The sequence below is a fragment of the Salipaludibacillus sp. HK11 genome (genome assembly GCF_047795645.1).
In the GTDB taxonomy this organism is placed as follows: Bacteria; Bacillota; Bacilli; order Bacillales; family Salisediminibacteriaceae; genus Salipaludibacillus.
Genome location: NZ_CP181045.1, coordinates 5018925 through 5033704, shown reverse-complemented (window position 1 = coordinate 5033704; position 14780 = coordinate 5018925). Strand labels below are relative to the sequence as shown.

The window sequence follows — 14780 nt, the reverse complement described above, 5'->3', positions numbered from 1 at the left end:
AGCCTAAGCCAACACCTTCTTCCGTTTATTTCCATTGAATAAAAAAATCTATCCTAGTAGCTAATAAACCAGGATAGATTCACTCATCAATTAATGTACTTTAGTAATTTCAACTTTCATATCTCCTCCAGGCGTGGAGACAACAACTTGCTCTCCAACTCCTTTTCCGAATAAACTTTGAGCCATAGGCGAATCATTAGAAATTTTTCCTTCAATCGGGTCTGCTTCTGCTCGCCCTACAATTGTATAGACTTCCTCATCGCCATCCGGTAATTCTTTAAAGGTGACCGTTTTTCCTAAAGCAACAACCGAACTATCCGAATCTTCTTCAATGATTTGAGAATTCCTAATCATCCCTTCAATTTGTTGGATACGTCCTTCAACAAACCCCTGCTCCTCTTTAGCAGAATCATACTCCGAGTTCTCTGAAAGGTCTCCAAAACTTCTAGCCACTTTTATTCGTTCAACAACTTCTTTACGTTTTTCAGAAATTAAATACTTGAGTTCTTTCTCTAATTTTTCTTTACCTTCTAATGTCATATAATGCTTGTCTTCTGTCATCGTTTCCACTCCTTAAAAAATACATCCCTAATGTTCTACGCTTACATGTTTCATTGTTAGCCAAATGTCAAATCAATGATTTAAAACTGATTGATTTTACTATATGACGTTAACAAGGAAAGATGTTTATTAGTTATTCCCCTGCTAACTATCCTTTTGGCGAAATCAAACTTTCTTTTAAGCTCAGATATGATCCATTACCATAAACGGTAAGCGCCCAACCTGTTCAAAAGTCCAGCCTTGAACAGGTGAGGGCGCTCGAATCATTCTTATAGAAAATGCCATCAACTAACCTTTATCTTCGTTCCTGTCTGTTATTATAAACAAAACTTTGCTTTTAGCCAAGTATTTTTAATTAAATATCCTTTATTTGGGGAATATCGTCATAAATTTATCTTTAAACCGTTCCTTTTATCTTCAAGAACAGTTTTAACTTTCGTAACCATAAGATCAATTGCAACATGGTTATGGCCTCCTTCAGGCACGATAATATCTGCATATCGTTTCGTTGGCTCAATGAATTGCAAATGCATCGGCCTAACTACTGAAGTATATTGGTCAATCACTGAGTCAATCGTTCTACCCCGTTCTTGTATATCCCTTAACAGGCGTCTGATGATGCGAAGGTCAGAGTCAGTATCAACAAATAACTTTATGTCCATCAACTCTCTCAATCGAGCATCTTCTAAAATGAGGATGCCCTCCAAAATAATTACTTCTCGAGGTTCAACATCGATTACTTTTTTTGAGCGAGTGTGATTCGCATAATCATAAACGGGTTTTTCGACCGGTTCCCGGTCAATTAGACGCTTAATATGATCTAATATCAAGTCATTATCAAACGCTAAAGGGTGATCATAATTTGTTTTTAGCCTTTCCTCCATTGGAAGATGATCTTGATCTTTATAGTATGCATCTTGCTCTAGCATTAAAATTGATTGTGCAGGAAATTGGCTGTATATCTCTTTTGCTACAGTTGTTTTACCCGAACCAGATCCTCCAGCTACACCAATGATGATAGGTTTCTTGTTCATGGTCATAGTTCCTTTCTCATCATATTATCTCGGCTTACAGGTTTATCAACCTTAAACTTTACAATTTGCAATGGATGGCGAGCAGCATCGAGTTGATTTCCTTCTTCATCCCAAATTGTGTCTACAACTTGTATAAAGTTCATTATTTCAGGGCCAAAAAATTCGATTCTATCGCCTGGTCTGAAGTGGTTTCTTTGTTGAAGCGTGACGACCTTTGTCTCTTCTTCGTAACCTAGCACAACTCCAGCGAAATCAAAAGCCGTTTTCTGACTATGATAACGGTACATTTGTTCTTCATGTCCTGGTGTATTTTCAAAAAAGGCTGGAGCTGTAGGTCTGTTTGCACATTTCTCTAGCTCTTGCACCCATTCATCGTCAATTTCAAAATGATCGGGGTCTGCACAGTACGCATCAATCACTTTGCGATAGACACTTACTACTGTTGCAACATAATGAATCGACTTCATTCGTCCTTCTACTTTCAAACTGTCAATACCTGCCTCAATCAATTTAGGAATTGCTTTGATTAAGTTCAGGTCTTTTGGAGACATTGCAAATGGAGCATCGTCTTCATCAAAAAGCGCTCTTTCATCTAAGTTTTCTGAAGCTATATCTCCTTCTTCATATAAAAAATAATCCCATCGACAAGACTGACAGCATCCGCCTCTGTTAGAATCTCTAGCTGTCATATGATTACTTAACACACATCTTCCAGAATAGGAAATACACATCGCCCCATGAATAAACGTTTCGATTTCTATATCGACATTTTTTTTCATTTCTAGCATTTCTTCTAGACCTACTTCACGGGCAAGAACAACCCGATCAAGACCTTCTTGTTTCCAGAAATTCACTGCCTGCCAATTCGATAAAGACTGTTGGGTAGATAAATGAACTTCTAGTTTTGGCGCCACTCGTTTACTTGCTTCTATGATTAACGGGTCGGCTACGATAATCCCTTTTACTCCTATTCGCTCTAATTCTTCCAGATAATCATCTAATCCAACCATGTTTTCATTATGTGCGTATATATTCGTTGTCACATAAATATGTGCACCATATTTGGTTGCAAATTGAACTCCCTCTTGCATTTCTTCAATAGAAAAATTATCTGCATTTGAACGTAAACCAAAATCTTGTCCACCGATAAACACGGCATCCGCTCCATAGTGAACAGCAATTTTTAATTTTTCCAGACTTCCAGCAGGCGCGAGCAGTTCGGGTTTTTTCGTGATCACCCGCTTCTCCTCAGTCGACTCTTTGACCGTTTGTTGATCCAATTGCGATCACTCCTTTAATCAAACTAAGGTGTCTCTATTACCTCCATGTATTACATAAACAAGCCGATTAATAAACTGATTCTTTGAAGAAAAATCCTGTATCAAGTTCTCGATTCAACGGCTGAACTGCTTTTACTGCATCTAGAAACTGCTCTTTCTGTTGATGATATGTATCCGGGTCTTCTATATATAAATCAATCGCTTCCCTATATAGCTTTGTAATTTTCTCCAGATAAATTATATCTTTCTGAATGCCTTCAATTTTAAAGGCATCCACTTCTGCTTCAATCATTTCTTCCAACTCATCAATAATACACATATCTTTTGGACTCATAATATGTGTGCCATTTTTATCTTCCCAAATCGGGTATTTGGCATTCCTTTCCGGATCATGGAGAACCAAGCTCTGATCTTTGCTTTTACCTTGAACCTTGAGATCTCTCCCTTGAAATGCCATGTAATTTCCAATTAGCATCCGTTTAGATTGGAACATACAGGTCATACCATGTACTTGTACCTCAATTTCTACATTTGCTTGTTCTTTAATCTCAACAATTGCTTCCATGTCCAGTTCACGAGCCAATACGGCACGAGCAGCACCTTTTCTTCCCCAATAATTTGCGGTATACCAATTTGTCGCTGTTGTTTCGGTATTCCAATGAAGTTTCAAATTAGGTCCGTGTTCCCGTACGTTAATTAAAATCGCTGGATCACCAAACACAATAGCGTCAACACCGATTCGATCTAGGAATTGAATATAATCTGGCATCAATGGGAGGGTTTCATTATGAAATAAAGCATTCATCGCAACATAAACTTTCGCCCCTTGTTTGTGAGCAATATTTGTCGCTTCCTGTACCTCTTGGCGATTAAATTCACCAGCCAGTCTTAGTCCAAACCTTTCTTCTCCAATCATTATCGCTGTCGCCCCTGCATCGAGGAGCATTGGAATATCTGAAATGGTGGTCGGTGTGACTAATAATTCTGGTTTTTTCATACTTTCACCGTCCTATTTTTCTCTGTCTATCTGATTTTTCCTACTGATCATTAACCCGTCACCAACAGGTAACAGCATCGAATCGAATCGAGGGTTATTCATCAAGTTTTCGTTGTATAATCTAATCTTCCGAACCATTGCCCTTAAACCACGGCTATCCGGTTCCGTTTCAGAAGCTATCATCCCTTTAAAAAGAACATTATCAGAAAAAATGACCCCACCCTCTTTCACCATTGGCTCATACAATGAAAAAAAGCGCTCATACTGTCCTTTAGCAGCATCGATAAACAGAACATCAAATGGCCCATAATTTTCGACCTCTTCAGCTAACTCGAGAGCATCACCTTGGATGAGGTCGAATCGTGATTGTAACGAAACTTTTGCCACATTTTTTTTTGCAATCAAAGCTCTTTCTTGATCTCGTTCAAGTGAAATCACTCGAGCATTTGGCAATGCGTGCATCATTCTAATAGCTGAGTAGCCAATTGCTGTTCCAATTTCTAGAATTAGCTTTGGCTGCTGGATACGAAGAAATTGTAACATTGTCTCCATGCCATCTAGTTCCATAATAGGGATGTCATGATCCTGTGCATAAGCTTCTATTTCTTGAATGTACTCTGATCTCTCTTGAAGAAGAGATTTTATATATGCTGTTGTTTGATCAGCTAATTCCATAAAAAAAGCGCCTCCTTTTAGGTGCTTTTTACTTTTTATTCTATTTAAATTATCTTTGACCGATATATTTTAACATACAGAGAAAGTGAATGCGACAAAATGCATTCTCTTCCTCTTTTTTCTTTATTGATATTGTCCTACTGATTCTAAATGATCTGAATAACTTTCGTTAAAATACACGTCTCCTTCAGGAGAATGATAAAAATACAAGTATTCATGTGGCTCTGGCTCTATTGCAGCTTCAATTGAGGCTTGTCCTGGATTATTAATCGGCCCAATTGGGAGACCATCTGTTCGATACGTATTATATGGTGATTCAAGCTCCAAATGTTCATTTAACGTCCTAGACAGGTGCTCCTCATGAGCATATGCTACGGTAGGATCCATCTCTAAACGCATTGGAACGTTAAGTCGATTGTCAATGACACCTGAAATCGTCAATCGCTCTTCGTCATTTCTTGCTTCTCCTTCAATTATCGAAGCTTTTGTTAGAATTTCATGATAATTACCTTCAACCTGTGTTTGTTCTAAGATAGCAGCTGTGCGATCAAGCATCGATTCAATCACTAATGTAGCAGTTAATTCTTCTTCAGTAAAATCATACCTTGAAGGAAACAAATAACCTTCTAAAGGTTCACGTATTTCTTCATCTAAAATCACTTCTTCAAGCATAGCGTAACGTTCAATCAATTCTTCAATGTAATCCTCGTCTCTAGCTTGCTCAGTTAGTTCATCTGCAGTTAAATTTGATTCTTCGGCAATTCGTGCAAATATGTCTTCTAGCCATAGACCTTCAGGTATCGTAAATGAATTTGCATATCCTTCGTACACTCTTCCTTCTTTTAATTCTTCTATCACTTCACTCATAGCCATCGAGCGTGTAAGACGATACTCTCCTGCTTGAAAACCAGATTCACTTTGAAACCGAATGTAATATCTAAACATCGTTGAACTGCTAATGACTCCTTCTTCTTCAAGAATATCTCCAATAGCTGTTGGGGTCGAGCCAATTGGTATATTCACTTCTATTTCCTCTTCATTTTCTTCGTCTACTGGTCCAATAGCACCCATGACATATTGATAGGTACCAAAACCTGCTGCCGCTACAACGACAATAATCGTTACAAAGAAAAACAAAACAATTTTACGTACTAAACTTGCTTCACGCTTTTTTTCTTCCATTTTTATATGATGCTTTTCTTTTTTTTGTTTTTGTTTTAGTTTTTTTTCGTCTGACACAACATGACACCCCTTTCGCCTTTCCCATTATACTATATCTTGCAAATCTCTCCAACAAAATGATAGATTTTAATAGAACATCTAACTAAAACTCTTTTTAAAGAATAAACCTTTACTTGATTAAATTCTTTAAAACAGACAAAACCTTACTAGCACATTATGTACTAGTAAGGTTACATCGAACGTTTATTGGAGTTAGTCCTCTTCTTCCATACCGTCTGCGTATGTGTTCAATAGTTCTTCCACCATTTCCCACTCTTCATCGGTGTCGATCGTGTGAAGAACCAACTCTTCACCTTCTGGCTCTTCAAATCGAAAAGCGTGAACTTCAACTTCTTCATCATCACTTTCGTTTGATCCTTCTGGTGCGAGGACCATGTAGGAACTATCTGTTGCATCTACGTCAAAGGTAAATAAAACTTGAAATAGATGTTCATCCCCATTTTCATCGGGAATCACTATTCGATCATCTTCATTTGCTTCGTTTATTTTAAATTCTGACATTGAAATGCCTCCTTCATTAGGACTGACGATCTAAATACCCTTGTAAGATCATTACAGCCGCCATTTTATCAATTACTTTCTTCCGTTTCTTCCTACTAACATCTGCAGAAATAAGCATTCGCTCAGCAGCGACCGTAGTCAAACGTTCGTCCCACAAATCAACGGTAAGACTTGTTCGTTCCTCGATTTCTTTTGCAAAGGTTTGACAAGCCTCACCACTCGGACCCACAGTTCCGTTCATATTTTTAGGTAGTCCAACGACAACCTTTGTCACTTCATTTTCAGCAATTAATTTTTTAATTCGCAAAAAGTCGGCTTCTGGATTGTCTTGATCACGCTTAATTGTCTCAATCCCTTGTGCAGTCCAACCGAAGGCATCGCTGACAGCGACGCCAATCGTTTTCGTGCCTACATCTAAACCTAACGCCTTCATAATTTCTCCTTTTGATGCTGAGCCAAATAAGAGCGCACTAACTCTTCAATAAACTCATCTCGCTCAATTTTACGTATGAGAGTTCTTGCATCATTATGACGAGGAATATAAGCAGGATCCCCGGATAAAAGGTAGCCAACAATTTGATTAATTGGATTATACCCTTTTTCTTCAAGTGAAGAGTAAACCGTAAGTAAGACTTCCTTTACATCTTCATCCATTGAATCATCATTGAAATTAAACTTCATCGTATTGTCCATAGAACTCATATCACTCACACCTCTCTTCTTGTTCGAAAGAAAAGATTCAATTATTGTTCCACTTTAGTTTAATATACTTGTCTAATAATGTACACATATCTTATTCAATTAGACATTACTTTTTACTAATTGAGGAACAATTTTCAAAGCTTCATCTACTTTAGCTGGATTTTTTCCGCCTGCTTGAGCCATATCTGGACGACCGCCGCCGCCACCACCGCATATAGTAGCTACTTCTTTCACAATGTTTCCTGCATGATGACCTGATTGTACTAAATCTTTTGATACACTGGAAACGATACTCACCTTTTCTCCGTTCACAGACGCTAATACGAGAATGCCTGATTCCAACTTCTCTTTAATAGAGTCTGCCATTTTACGTAAACCATTCATATCTGTAGCTTGCACTTTCTTTACAAGTAGTTTAACACCTTCGATATCTACCACATCACTCAATAGATCTCCAGCCTGTTTCTGACTGAGCTTTGCAGATAAGGATTCATTTTCTTTTTCCTTCTCCCTTAACTGCTTTTGAAGTTGCTCGGCTCGGTAGGGAACATCGGTTAGTTTTGTTTTCAAAATACTTGCTGCTTCTCTAAGTTTATCTACTTGTCCATTCATAAACTGATATGCCTTTTTACCTGTCACTGCTTCTATTCTACGAACCCCTGCACCAATTCCTGCTTCAGAGACAATTTTAAATAATCCTATTTCAGCTGTGTTTGAAACATGACAACCACCACAAAGCTCTATACTATAATCGTCTACTTGAACAACTCGGACGTTATCACCATATTTCTCTCCAAATAGGGCCATTGCCCCCATTTCCTTTGCTTCTTTGAGAGATTTGTTTAACGTTTTTACAGCGATACCTTCCCATACTTTTTCATTGACAATTTGTTCAATTTGTTCGATTTCTTCATCAGTAAGCTGCCCGAAATGTGAAAAATCGAAGCGAAGCCGCTCTTCTTGCACTAGAGAACCAGCTTGATTGACGTGATCACCTACGACATCTTTCAACGCTTGATGGAGCAAATGTGTAGCTGTATGATTCTTTACTATCGGTTTACGTGTCTGCTCTGCTACTTTCGCTTTAAGTGTTACTCCATTCTCTAGTACCCCTGACTGAACTTCTACAGTATGGATGTTTTGACCATTTGGCGCCTTTTGCACATCACTAACTTCAAGAACAACCCCTTCATTGCTCAATGTACCTCCGTCAGCTACTTGTCCACCACTTTCCGCATAGAAAGGTGTTTTATCAAGAATAATTTGTACTTTCTCTCCTTTATTTACTCTGTTAACAAAAGATTTGTCTTGGACAATTGCTTTTACGGTTGATGTTGATTCAAGTGTTGTATATCCAACAAATTCACTTGATTCTTGAATGCTACCCAAAATTTCATCTTGCAGTTGCATCGAACCTGACTCTTGTCTCGCAGACCTTGCTCTTTCCCGTTGCTTTTTCATTTCCGCTTCAAAGCCATCTCGATCTAATTTCAACCCAGCTTCTTCGACATATTCTTCAGTTAAATCAACTGGAAAGCCAAATGTGTCATAAAGACGGAAACCGTCTGACCCGGAGATTACTTCACTTGAATCCTGCTTCGCTTTTTCAATCAATTTATTCAACATAGCTAATCCATCATTTAGTGTTTCATGGAAGCGTTCTTCTTCCGTTCGAATCACCTTTTGGATAAACGCTTGCTTGTTAACCACTTCGGGATAAAAGTCCTTCATAATATCACCAACGACAGGAACAAGTTTATACATAAAAGGGTCGTTAATATTCAATTGTTTTGCATAGCGAACAGCCCTTCGTAACAAACGACGCAACACATACCCTCTACCTTCATTTGATGGGAGCGCACCATCAGATACCGCAAACGCAACAGTTCGAATGTGATCTGCTACAACTTTAAAAGCCATATCAGTATTTGTTTCTACCCCATAAGATTTTCCAGATATTTGTTCTGTTAAACCTATAATCGGTAAAAATAAATCTGTGTCATAATTTGTTTTCGCATCTTGAATAACTGACACCATCCGCTCTAATCCCATTCCTGTATCAATGTTCTTTTTTGGCAACGGAGTATATGTGCCATCAGGATTGTGATTAAACTGGGAAAAAACAAGGTTCCACACTTCTAGATGGCGTTCGTTTTCGCCACCTGGAAACATCTCTGGATCATTCGGGTCGTTGCCATACGCTTCCCCGCGATCATAGAAAATTTCTGAATTTGGACCACAAGGACCTTCTCCAATATCCCAAAAGTTTTCTTCTAGTCGAATAATGCGTTCAGTGGGAAGACCGATTTCTTTATGCCAGATGTCAAATGCTTCATCATCATTCGGATAAATCGTTACCGCTAATTTTTCAGGATCAAACCCTATCCACTTTTCACTAGTAAGAAATTCCCATCCCCAATGAATCGCTTCTTTCTTAAAATATTCACCAATTGAGAAATTACCTAGCATTTCAAAAAACGTATGATGACGTGCTGTTTTCCCTACGTTTTCGATATCATTGGTTCGAATCGACTTTTGTGCATTGGCGATTCTAGGGTTTTTTGGTATCACTCTTCCATCAAAATATTTTTTTAATGTAGCTACTCCACTGTTGATCCAAAGTAAGGACGGATCCTCATGTGGTACTAGAGGTGCACTCGGTTCCACTTCGTGTCCTTTTTCTTTGAAAAAATCGAGAAACATTTGTCTAACTTCAGCTGAACTTAAATTTTTCATTTTATATCCTCCTTCAGTTTATATGTTTAGGTTGTTATCTAAAGGGTGTGATTCCATTTACGCTGAAGGCGAATGGTTTCCTCAAGCCACACTTTAGACTCCTACAAGTGGACGAAAAAAAACTCCTCCCTTAAATAAAGGGACGAGAATATTAATCACGCGTTACCACCCTAGTTACAAAGAAAGATTTCCCTTCCCCTGTCACCTCGTCACGAATAACGGTCGAGTACCGGCAGATTTTAGCCTGCTCTCAAGAGTAGCAAATAATCAATCATGATCTAGAATTTCTCTCAGCCTAGGAAATTCTTCTCTGACCTAATCAAGATATCTACTTCCCATTTTGAGGAGATCATCTTAAACTAGGTTGAACCGGGCTTGATTATTTTTCTCCGTCATCAAATTCATCTAGTATGTATATCAGTTATTATAGAAATCCATGTCGCGTTTGTCAATCATAGATCCCCTTCCTTTCTCGGATTATTTTTCTCCAATGTAAAACAAGTACTTTTAACGTTGCAAAAATAGGCACTGCTAAAATCAAACCAATAAATCCAAGTAACTCATTCCCTAAAATAAGCGCAAAAATAATCATTAGTGGATGAGCATGGATACTTTTGCCTATAATTACTGGTGCCAAGACATTGCCTTCAATAATCTGAACGATCCAAACGATTACAACCCCTAATATCATAAGTTGAAATGATTCCGTAAGTCCTAACAGTATCACAGGTACCAACCCTAAAATTGGCCCGAAATAAGGAATAATATTTGTTAATCCAATAACTATTGCAAGTAACACGGCATATGGCATATCGATAATCCAAAACCCAATCCAAGAGATTAGTCCAACAGTGAAACAAATGATAATTTGACCACGTATATAGGATCCTAGCGTGTGATCTAACTCTACCATAAGTTCATTCCCTTTTTTTCGCATTCGCTTAGGGGTTAGATACCAACTTGCTTTCTTAAGTAAGGGGTAATCTTTTAATCCGTAAAACACGATAAACGGGATGACAATTAGCATAACTGTCCAATCGAGGATTTTCATTAACACTGTACCTAATTCTTCAACGGACGTGGCAATCCAAGCTTCACCACGATGAACCCAGCTATCTATTTGGGCTTGAACTGATTCAGGTAAATAAGCCAGTTGCTGGTAAATTAATTCAAGAGTTTCGCGATATGTTCTTGCCATTGCCGGTAGTTGTTCAAGAAACTCTTCTCCTTCCCTTATGACGTAAGGAGTGCCTTTCATTACAATCACGATAAAACCGGCGAGTAAAAGTAAAAACAGGAACAAAATCGACAGTGGTCGAGGAATATTTACTGATTCCATTTTTTTAACAAAAGGATGGACCAAGTAAATAATAAACCCCGCAAACACAAAAGGAACCATGACATTAACCAAGAGTTTTATCAAAGGAATGATAAAGTAAAGAAATAAAAATCCGCCTGCGATCAGGAGAGAGACCAACAAAACGAGTACTAGTTGGTAAATCAATTTTTTTAATTCTTCACTCGAACGATTAATCACGTCACATTGGCCCCTTTACTGAAAATCGTTTTTTCTTTTATATTTCAATATGTGAGCAACGAATAAATACGCTTCTATCTTTGCTTTAAGATGACAACCGTATTAGAAAAACTTGGCTTGAGACCTTCATACGAAAGCCTAAGTTTATCTTATACTTTAAATCCTTTAGCGAAGTTAGACATTCTTAATGTATAAAAGACAGACGTAATGAATCACGTCTGTCCTTGCCTTTAAACGTATAGACATCAATCAGTATCATAATGCTTTTGACAATTGCCTTCTCATTCTTTTCATTTGATCTTTAGGGATAAGATCTTTCATAATGAAAGAATTTATTGAAGACAACTTTTTTCTCCAACGCTTCTTTGACTTCTGATCCATTGAAGAGGCGTAAGCAACTCCACCTGCTCCAACAGCAATTAAGGATGCCAGGGTTCTCATTTGTGATCACCCCCATCGGTTACAACTTCACAAATCGATGTGACGTTCATCTTCGGCAAATAAATCGTCAAGGGAGCTTAACGATCCGTCTGCTTCCACCTGGTGGAGGTGTAGTTGGCGATCAGACACTGACAGTTCAATAAAGCAATTCCAACAATAATATTGGTTCGTTCCAATTTTACCGATATCCTTACTCTTACAATTCGGACACAACATAACACCCCTCCTAGGGCATGAATTCGTTCCAAAAAATGAACAAGTTAATAAAGAACCAAGGACTCACCGTCGTTTTTAACAGTAAATTGTCCAGTCTTTACAACCTTAATTCCTTTTTTTATATCTTCAAATAAACCTTCTGTCAATTCATACCCTAGAATCTTGCCCGAATTTGGTAAGAAATATACATCCTCGATTATTCCTACCATGCCCCCATCGTGTTGATTTACCGACCTACCTAAAAGTCGGTTTTTTCCATGGAGGAACCGATCATCTGATGGGTTTCTCAGTAAAAAGGGATCTTTACGATCAACTAGAACGTGTTGCCCTGTTTCTTCTTGAATACATGAAAGTGGTAACAGATGCTTCCTTGACCACCAGCGATGATCTTGAATCCAATAGCCAGTTATTCTTCCCTCTGGTGCACAAAACGTGAGGTCAGTGACTATGCCAAGCTGACAGTTTTTTCGCCCATAAACAATCGGTACTCCCTTGACTTTCTTAAAGGTTCTCAAGGACTTCACTCCTTTCGAACATTACTAGTCTTTAGCAGCACCCTTTGCTTCATCCATGTATTCCTTTTCCAATTGCGGTAATCCCTTAATTTTTTCTTTTAAAGTCGTATGTCGCTTAACATCTCGATTTGCTTCAACTGCGATTTCCATCGCTTTCCAATCACCACAAAGGAGTAAAAATTCTTTTGCTCGTGTAATTCCAGTGTAGATGAGTTTTTTTCTAAGCATACGGTAATATCCCCGAACAACGGGCATGATTACAATCGGAAATTCACTTCCTTGTGATTTATGAATCGAGCAACAATAAGCATGAGTTATTTGTGTTAAATCAGGTTTCGTATAAATAACTTCTTCACCATCGAAAGAAATAACGACTTGAAGTTGCTTTTTTGTATTCTCCTTTTCAGTAAAAATCGCGACGATTTCACCACGATCACCATTGTATACATTGTCTTCCGGGTTATTGACTAGCTGTAACACCATATCACCAATCCGATAAACCACATCTCCAAAAGGAACTTCCCTTCGCTGATCCGATTTAGGGTTAAATAACGTTTGTAGCATATCATTTAAGTTTTCTACACCAGCTACCCCGCGATACATTGGCGCTAATACCTGAATATCTTTTGCCCGAAACCCTTTTGAAATCGCCCGTTCGCATATTTGTTTTACAGCTTCCGGTACCTCTTCCTGTTCACATGGGAAAAAACGTATATCTTTGCTTTTTTGATCTATTGTTTGGAGCTCTCCATGTTTGATTTGATGGGAAAACTCAATAATTTTAGACCCTTCAGACTGACGATAAATATCAATAAGCTGAACAGATGGGATCACTCCAGATTCTAGTAAATCTGCCAACACTTGTCCAGGTCCTACAGATGGAAGTTGGTCTTCATCTCCCACAAAGATCACTTGCATGTTATTTGGCACAGCTTTTAACAACTGGTTTGCCAACCAAGTATCGACCATCGACATCTCATCGAGAATAAGTAATTCTCCTTCTAGTTGATCGTCTTCTCCTTTTTCAAAATAATCGCCCTCCGCACCTTTATATCCAAGTAATCGGTGAATCGTGGAAGCGGGTAGACCTGTCGATTCCGTCATTCGTTTAGCTGCTCGACCTGTAGGTGCTGCCATTAAAATTGGAAAGTCTTTTTTCTTATCCTTGTATTCACCTGGATTAACTGAGATACCTTTTAATTGACCAATGACTTCAATCAATCCTTTTATAACGGTTGTCTTCCCAGTTCCAGGTCCACCTGTCAGAATGAGTAATGGGGAACGAAGTGCTTGTTCAATCCCTTCTTTTTGTGAAGGTGCATAACTTAAACCAAGCTGTTCTTCTACTTGCCCTAAAGCCTTTAAAAACTCTGACTCAGGATATTCATCCATTTCTTTTTTATTTGCTAACAATCGTTGGAGGTTCGTAGCAATTCCACGTTCAGCAAAGTAAAGGGATGGCAAATACATCCGGTTTTCTTCAATAATAATTTTTTCTTCTTCGCCTAGGAGAATTACTTGTTCCGCAATATCCATTGCCGATATTTCTTCATAGGAACCTTTTTCTAATAATTGTTTCGACGCTTCGATGACCGTTTCATTAAGAACATACACATGCCCTTCACTCAACGACTGATCTTGAATCACATATAAAACGGCCGCTTTTAAACGATCAGGATGATTTCCAGTAAGCCCTTGTTTCCTCCCTAGTAAGTCGGCTTTAGAAAATCCAATCCCTTCAACATCTTCTACCATGCGGTATGGATTTGATTGGATGATTTTCAATGCTTCGATTTGATAAGCTTGATATACTTTCATCGCAAGCTGAACACCGAATCCAAATTCATATAACTTCAGTAGCACCTGTTCAATTCCTTGATCTTCCATCAACGTTTCATAAATTTCCGTCGCCTTTTCTGGCTTTATTTTCGGAATATTTTTCAATACTGCACGATCTTCTAAAATCCTCGAAATACAATGAACACCTAAGCTCTCAACGATTGCTTCAGCTGTTTTCCGTCCTATTCCTGGAAAGCGGTCACTCGATAAATATAAAATAATTCCTTGTTCCGTTTCGGGCAATACTTTCTGAAACTGGTCGAATTTATATTGGATCCCAAATCGTGGATGATCCGTAAAGATGCCTCGAAATAAATAAGTGAGATCTCGCTCAGGCTCTGGCATCATTCCAACGACCGTCACTTCTTTATTATCAAGTTTTTCCGCCGATTCATTCACACGTATTTTCGCCACTGTATAAAGAGTATCCTCGTTATGGAAAATCAAATGAAGAAGCTCTCCTTTAATATAATCTTTGACTTCTTCTTCATGAGATTCATTCAT

15 protein-coding genes are annotated in these 14780 nt (G+C 38.3%); all 15 read right to left on the bottom strand.

Translation table 11 applies throughout. The features are described 5' to 3' along the window. Nucleotides 1-90: 90 nt before the first annotated feature. On the bottom strand, nt 91-561 hold the full coding sequence (gene greA, locus ACM26V_RS23880) for a transcription elongation factor GreA (protein ID WP_416149252.1): 471 nt from the start codon (nt 559-561) through the stop codon (nt 91-93). A gap of 383 nt (nt 562-944) precedes the next feature. After that, nucleotides 945-1595 (bottom strand): uridine kinase, encoded by a 651-nt coding sequence (gene udk / locus ACM26V_RS23875; protein ID WP_416149251.1) that lies wholly within the window; start codon nt 1593-1595, stop codon nt 945-947. A 2-nt stretch (nt 1596-1597) separates the two neighbouring features. Further along, on the bottom strand, nt 1598-2875 hold the full coding sequence (locus ACM26V_RS23870; protein ID WP_416149250.1) for a peptidase U32 family protein: 1278 nt from the start codon (nt 2873-2875) through the stop codon (nt 1598-1600). Nucleotides 2876-2942: 67 nt separating this feature from the next. Then, complete coding sequence (locus ACM26V_RS23865; RefSeq protein WP_416149249.1) at nt 2943-3872, bottom strand: peptidase U32 family protein; 930 nt, start codon at nt 3870-3872, stop codon at nt 2943-2945. A 12-nt stretch (nt 3873-3884) separates the two neighbouring features. Further along, on the bottom strand, nt 3885-4547 hold the full coding sequence (locus ACM26V_RS23860) for an O-methyltransferase (protein ID WP_416149248.1): 663 nt from the start codon (nt 4545-4547) through the stop codon (nt 3885-3887). Nucleotides 4548-4670: 123 nt separating this feature from the next. Continuing rightward, complete coding sequence (mltG, locus tag ACM26V_RS23855) at nt 4671-5786, bottom strand: endolytic transglycosylase MltG (RefSeq protein ID WP_416149247.1); 1116 nt, start codon at nt 5784-5786, stop codon at nt 4671-4673. 195 nt (nt 5787-5981) lie between these two features. Beyond that, nucleotides 5982-6290 (bottom strand): DUF1292 domain-containing protein, encoded by a 309-nt coding sequence (locus ACM26V_RS23850; RefSeq protein ID WP_416149246.1) that lies wholly within the window; start codon nt 6288-6290, stop codon nt 5982-5984. A 16-nt stretch (nt 6291-6306) separates the two neighbouring features. Next, nucleotides 6307-6723, bottom strand: coding sequence for a Holliday junction resolvase RuvX (gene ruvX, locus ACM26V_RS23845; protein ID WP_416149245.1), 417 nt, complete (start codon nt 6721-6723; stop codon nt 6307-6309). Further along, on the bottom strand, nt 6720-6992 hold the full coding sequence (locus ACM26V_RS23840; RefSeq protein WP_416149244.1) for an IreB family regulatory phosphoprotein: 273 nt from the start codon (nt 6990-6992) through the stop codon (nt 6720-6722). Before ACM26V_RS23840 ends, ruvX begins: the two co-directional genes overlap by 4 nt. A 99-nt stretch (nt 6993-7091) precedes the next feature. Then, nucleotides 7092-9728, bottom strand: a complete 2637-nt coding sequence (gene alaS, locus ACM26V_RS23835; RefSeq protein WP_416149243.1) for an alanine--tRNA ligase — start codon at nt 9726-9728, stop codon at nt 7092-7094. A gap of 448 nt (nt 9729-10176) precedes the next feature. Further along, nucleotides 10177-11265 (bottom strand): AI-2E family transporter, encoded by a 1089-nt coding sequence (locus ACM26V_RS23830; protein WP_416149242.1) that lies wholly within the window; start codon nt 11263-11265, stop codon nt 10177-10179. A 255-nt stretch (nt 11266-11520) separates the two neighbouring features. After that, nucleotides 11521-11706 carry a hypothetical protein gene (locus tag ACM26V_RS23825; protein ID WP_416149241.1) on the bottom strand — a complete coding sequence of 62 codons (186 nt, stop codon included), beginning with the start codon at nt 11704-11706 and terminating at the stop codon, nt 11521-11523. A gap of 27 nt (nt 11707-11733) precedes the next feature. Beyond that, nucleotides 11734-11922, bottom strand: a complete 189-nt coding sequence (locus ACM26V_RS23820; protein ID WP_416149240.1) for a hypothetical protein — start codon at nt 11920-11922, stop codon at nt 11734-11736. 44 nt (nt 11923-11966) lie between these two features. Further along, nucleotides 11967-12437 (bottom strand): hypothetical protein, encoded by a 471-nt coding sequence (locus ACM26V_RS23815; RefSeq protein WP_416149239.1) that lies wholly within the window; start codon nt 12435-12437, stop codon nt 11967-11969. A 24-nt stretch (nt 12438-12461) separates the two neighbouring features. Next, entirely contained in the window at nt 12462-14780 is a 2319-nt protein-coding gene (locus ACM26V_RS23810; RefSeq protein ID WP_416149238.1) for an ATP-dependent RecD-like DNA helicase, read from the bottom strand.

What these genes read in the sequence shown, in the direction of transcription:
- ruvX (WP_416149245.1), bottom strand. Translation starts at nt 6,723, where the DNA reads ATGAAGGCGTTAGGTTTAGATGTAGGCACGAAAACGATTGGCGTCGCT.
- alaS (WP_416149243.1), bottom strand. Translation starts at nt 9,728, where the DNA reads ATGAAAAATTTAAGTTCAGCTGAAGTTAGACAAATGTTTCTCGATTTT.
- ACM26V_RS23810 (WP_416149238.1), bottom strand. Translation starts at nt 14,780, where the DNA reads ATGAATGAATCTCATGAAGAAGAAGTCAAAGATTATATTAAAGGAGAG.
- ACM26V_RS23850 (WP_416149246.1), bottom strand. Translation starts at nt 6,290, where the DNA reads ATGTCAGAATTTAAAATAAACGAAGCAAATGAAGATGATCGAATAGTG.
- ACM26V_RS23820 (WP_416149240.1), bottom strand. Translation starts at nt 11,922, where the DNA reads ATGTTGTGTCCGAATTGTAAGAGTAAGGATATCGGTAAAATTGGAACG.
- ACM26V_RS23860 (WP_416149248.1), bottom strand. Translation starts at nt 4,547, where the DNA reads ATGGAATTAGCTGATCAAACAACAGCATATATAAAATCTCTTCTTCAA.
- greA (WP_416149252.1), bottom strand. Translation starts at nt 561, where the DNA reads ATGACAGAAGACAAGCATTATATGACATTAGAAGGTAAAGAAAAATTA.
- ACM26V_RS23865 (WP_416149249.1), bottom strand. Translation starts at nt 3,872, where the DNA reads ATGAAAAAACCAGAATTATTAGTCACACCGACCACCATTTCAGATATT.
- udk (WP_416149251.1), bottom strand. Translation starts at nt 1,595, where the DNA reads ATGAACAAGAAACCTATCATCATTGGTGTAGCTGGAGGATCTGGTTCG.
- ACM26V_RS23825 (WP_416149241.1), bottom strand. Translation starts at nt 11,706, where the DNA reads ATGAGAACCCTGGCATCCTTAATTGCTGTTGGAGCAGGTGGAGTTGCT.
- ACM26V_RS23840 (WP_416149244.1), bottom strand. Translation starts at nt 6,992, where the DNA reads ATGAGTTCTATGGACAATACGATGAAGTTTAATTTCAATGATGATTCA.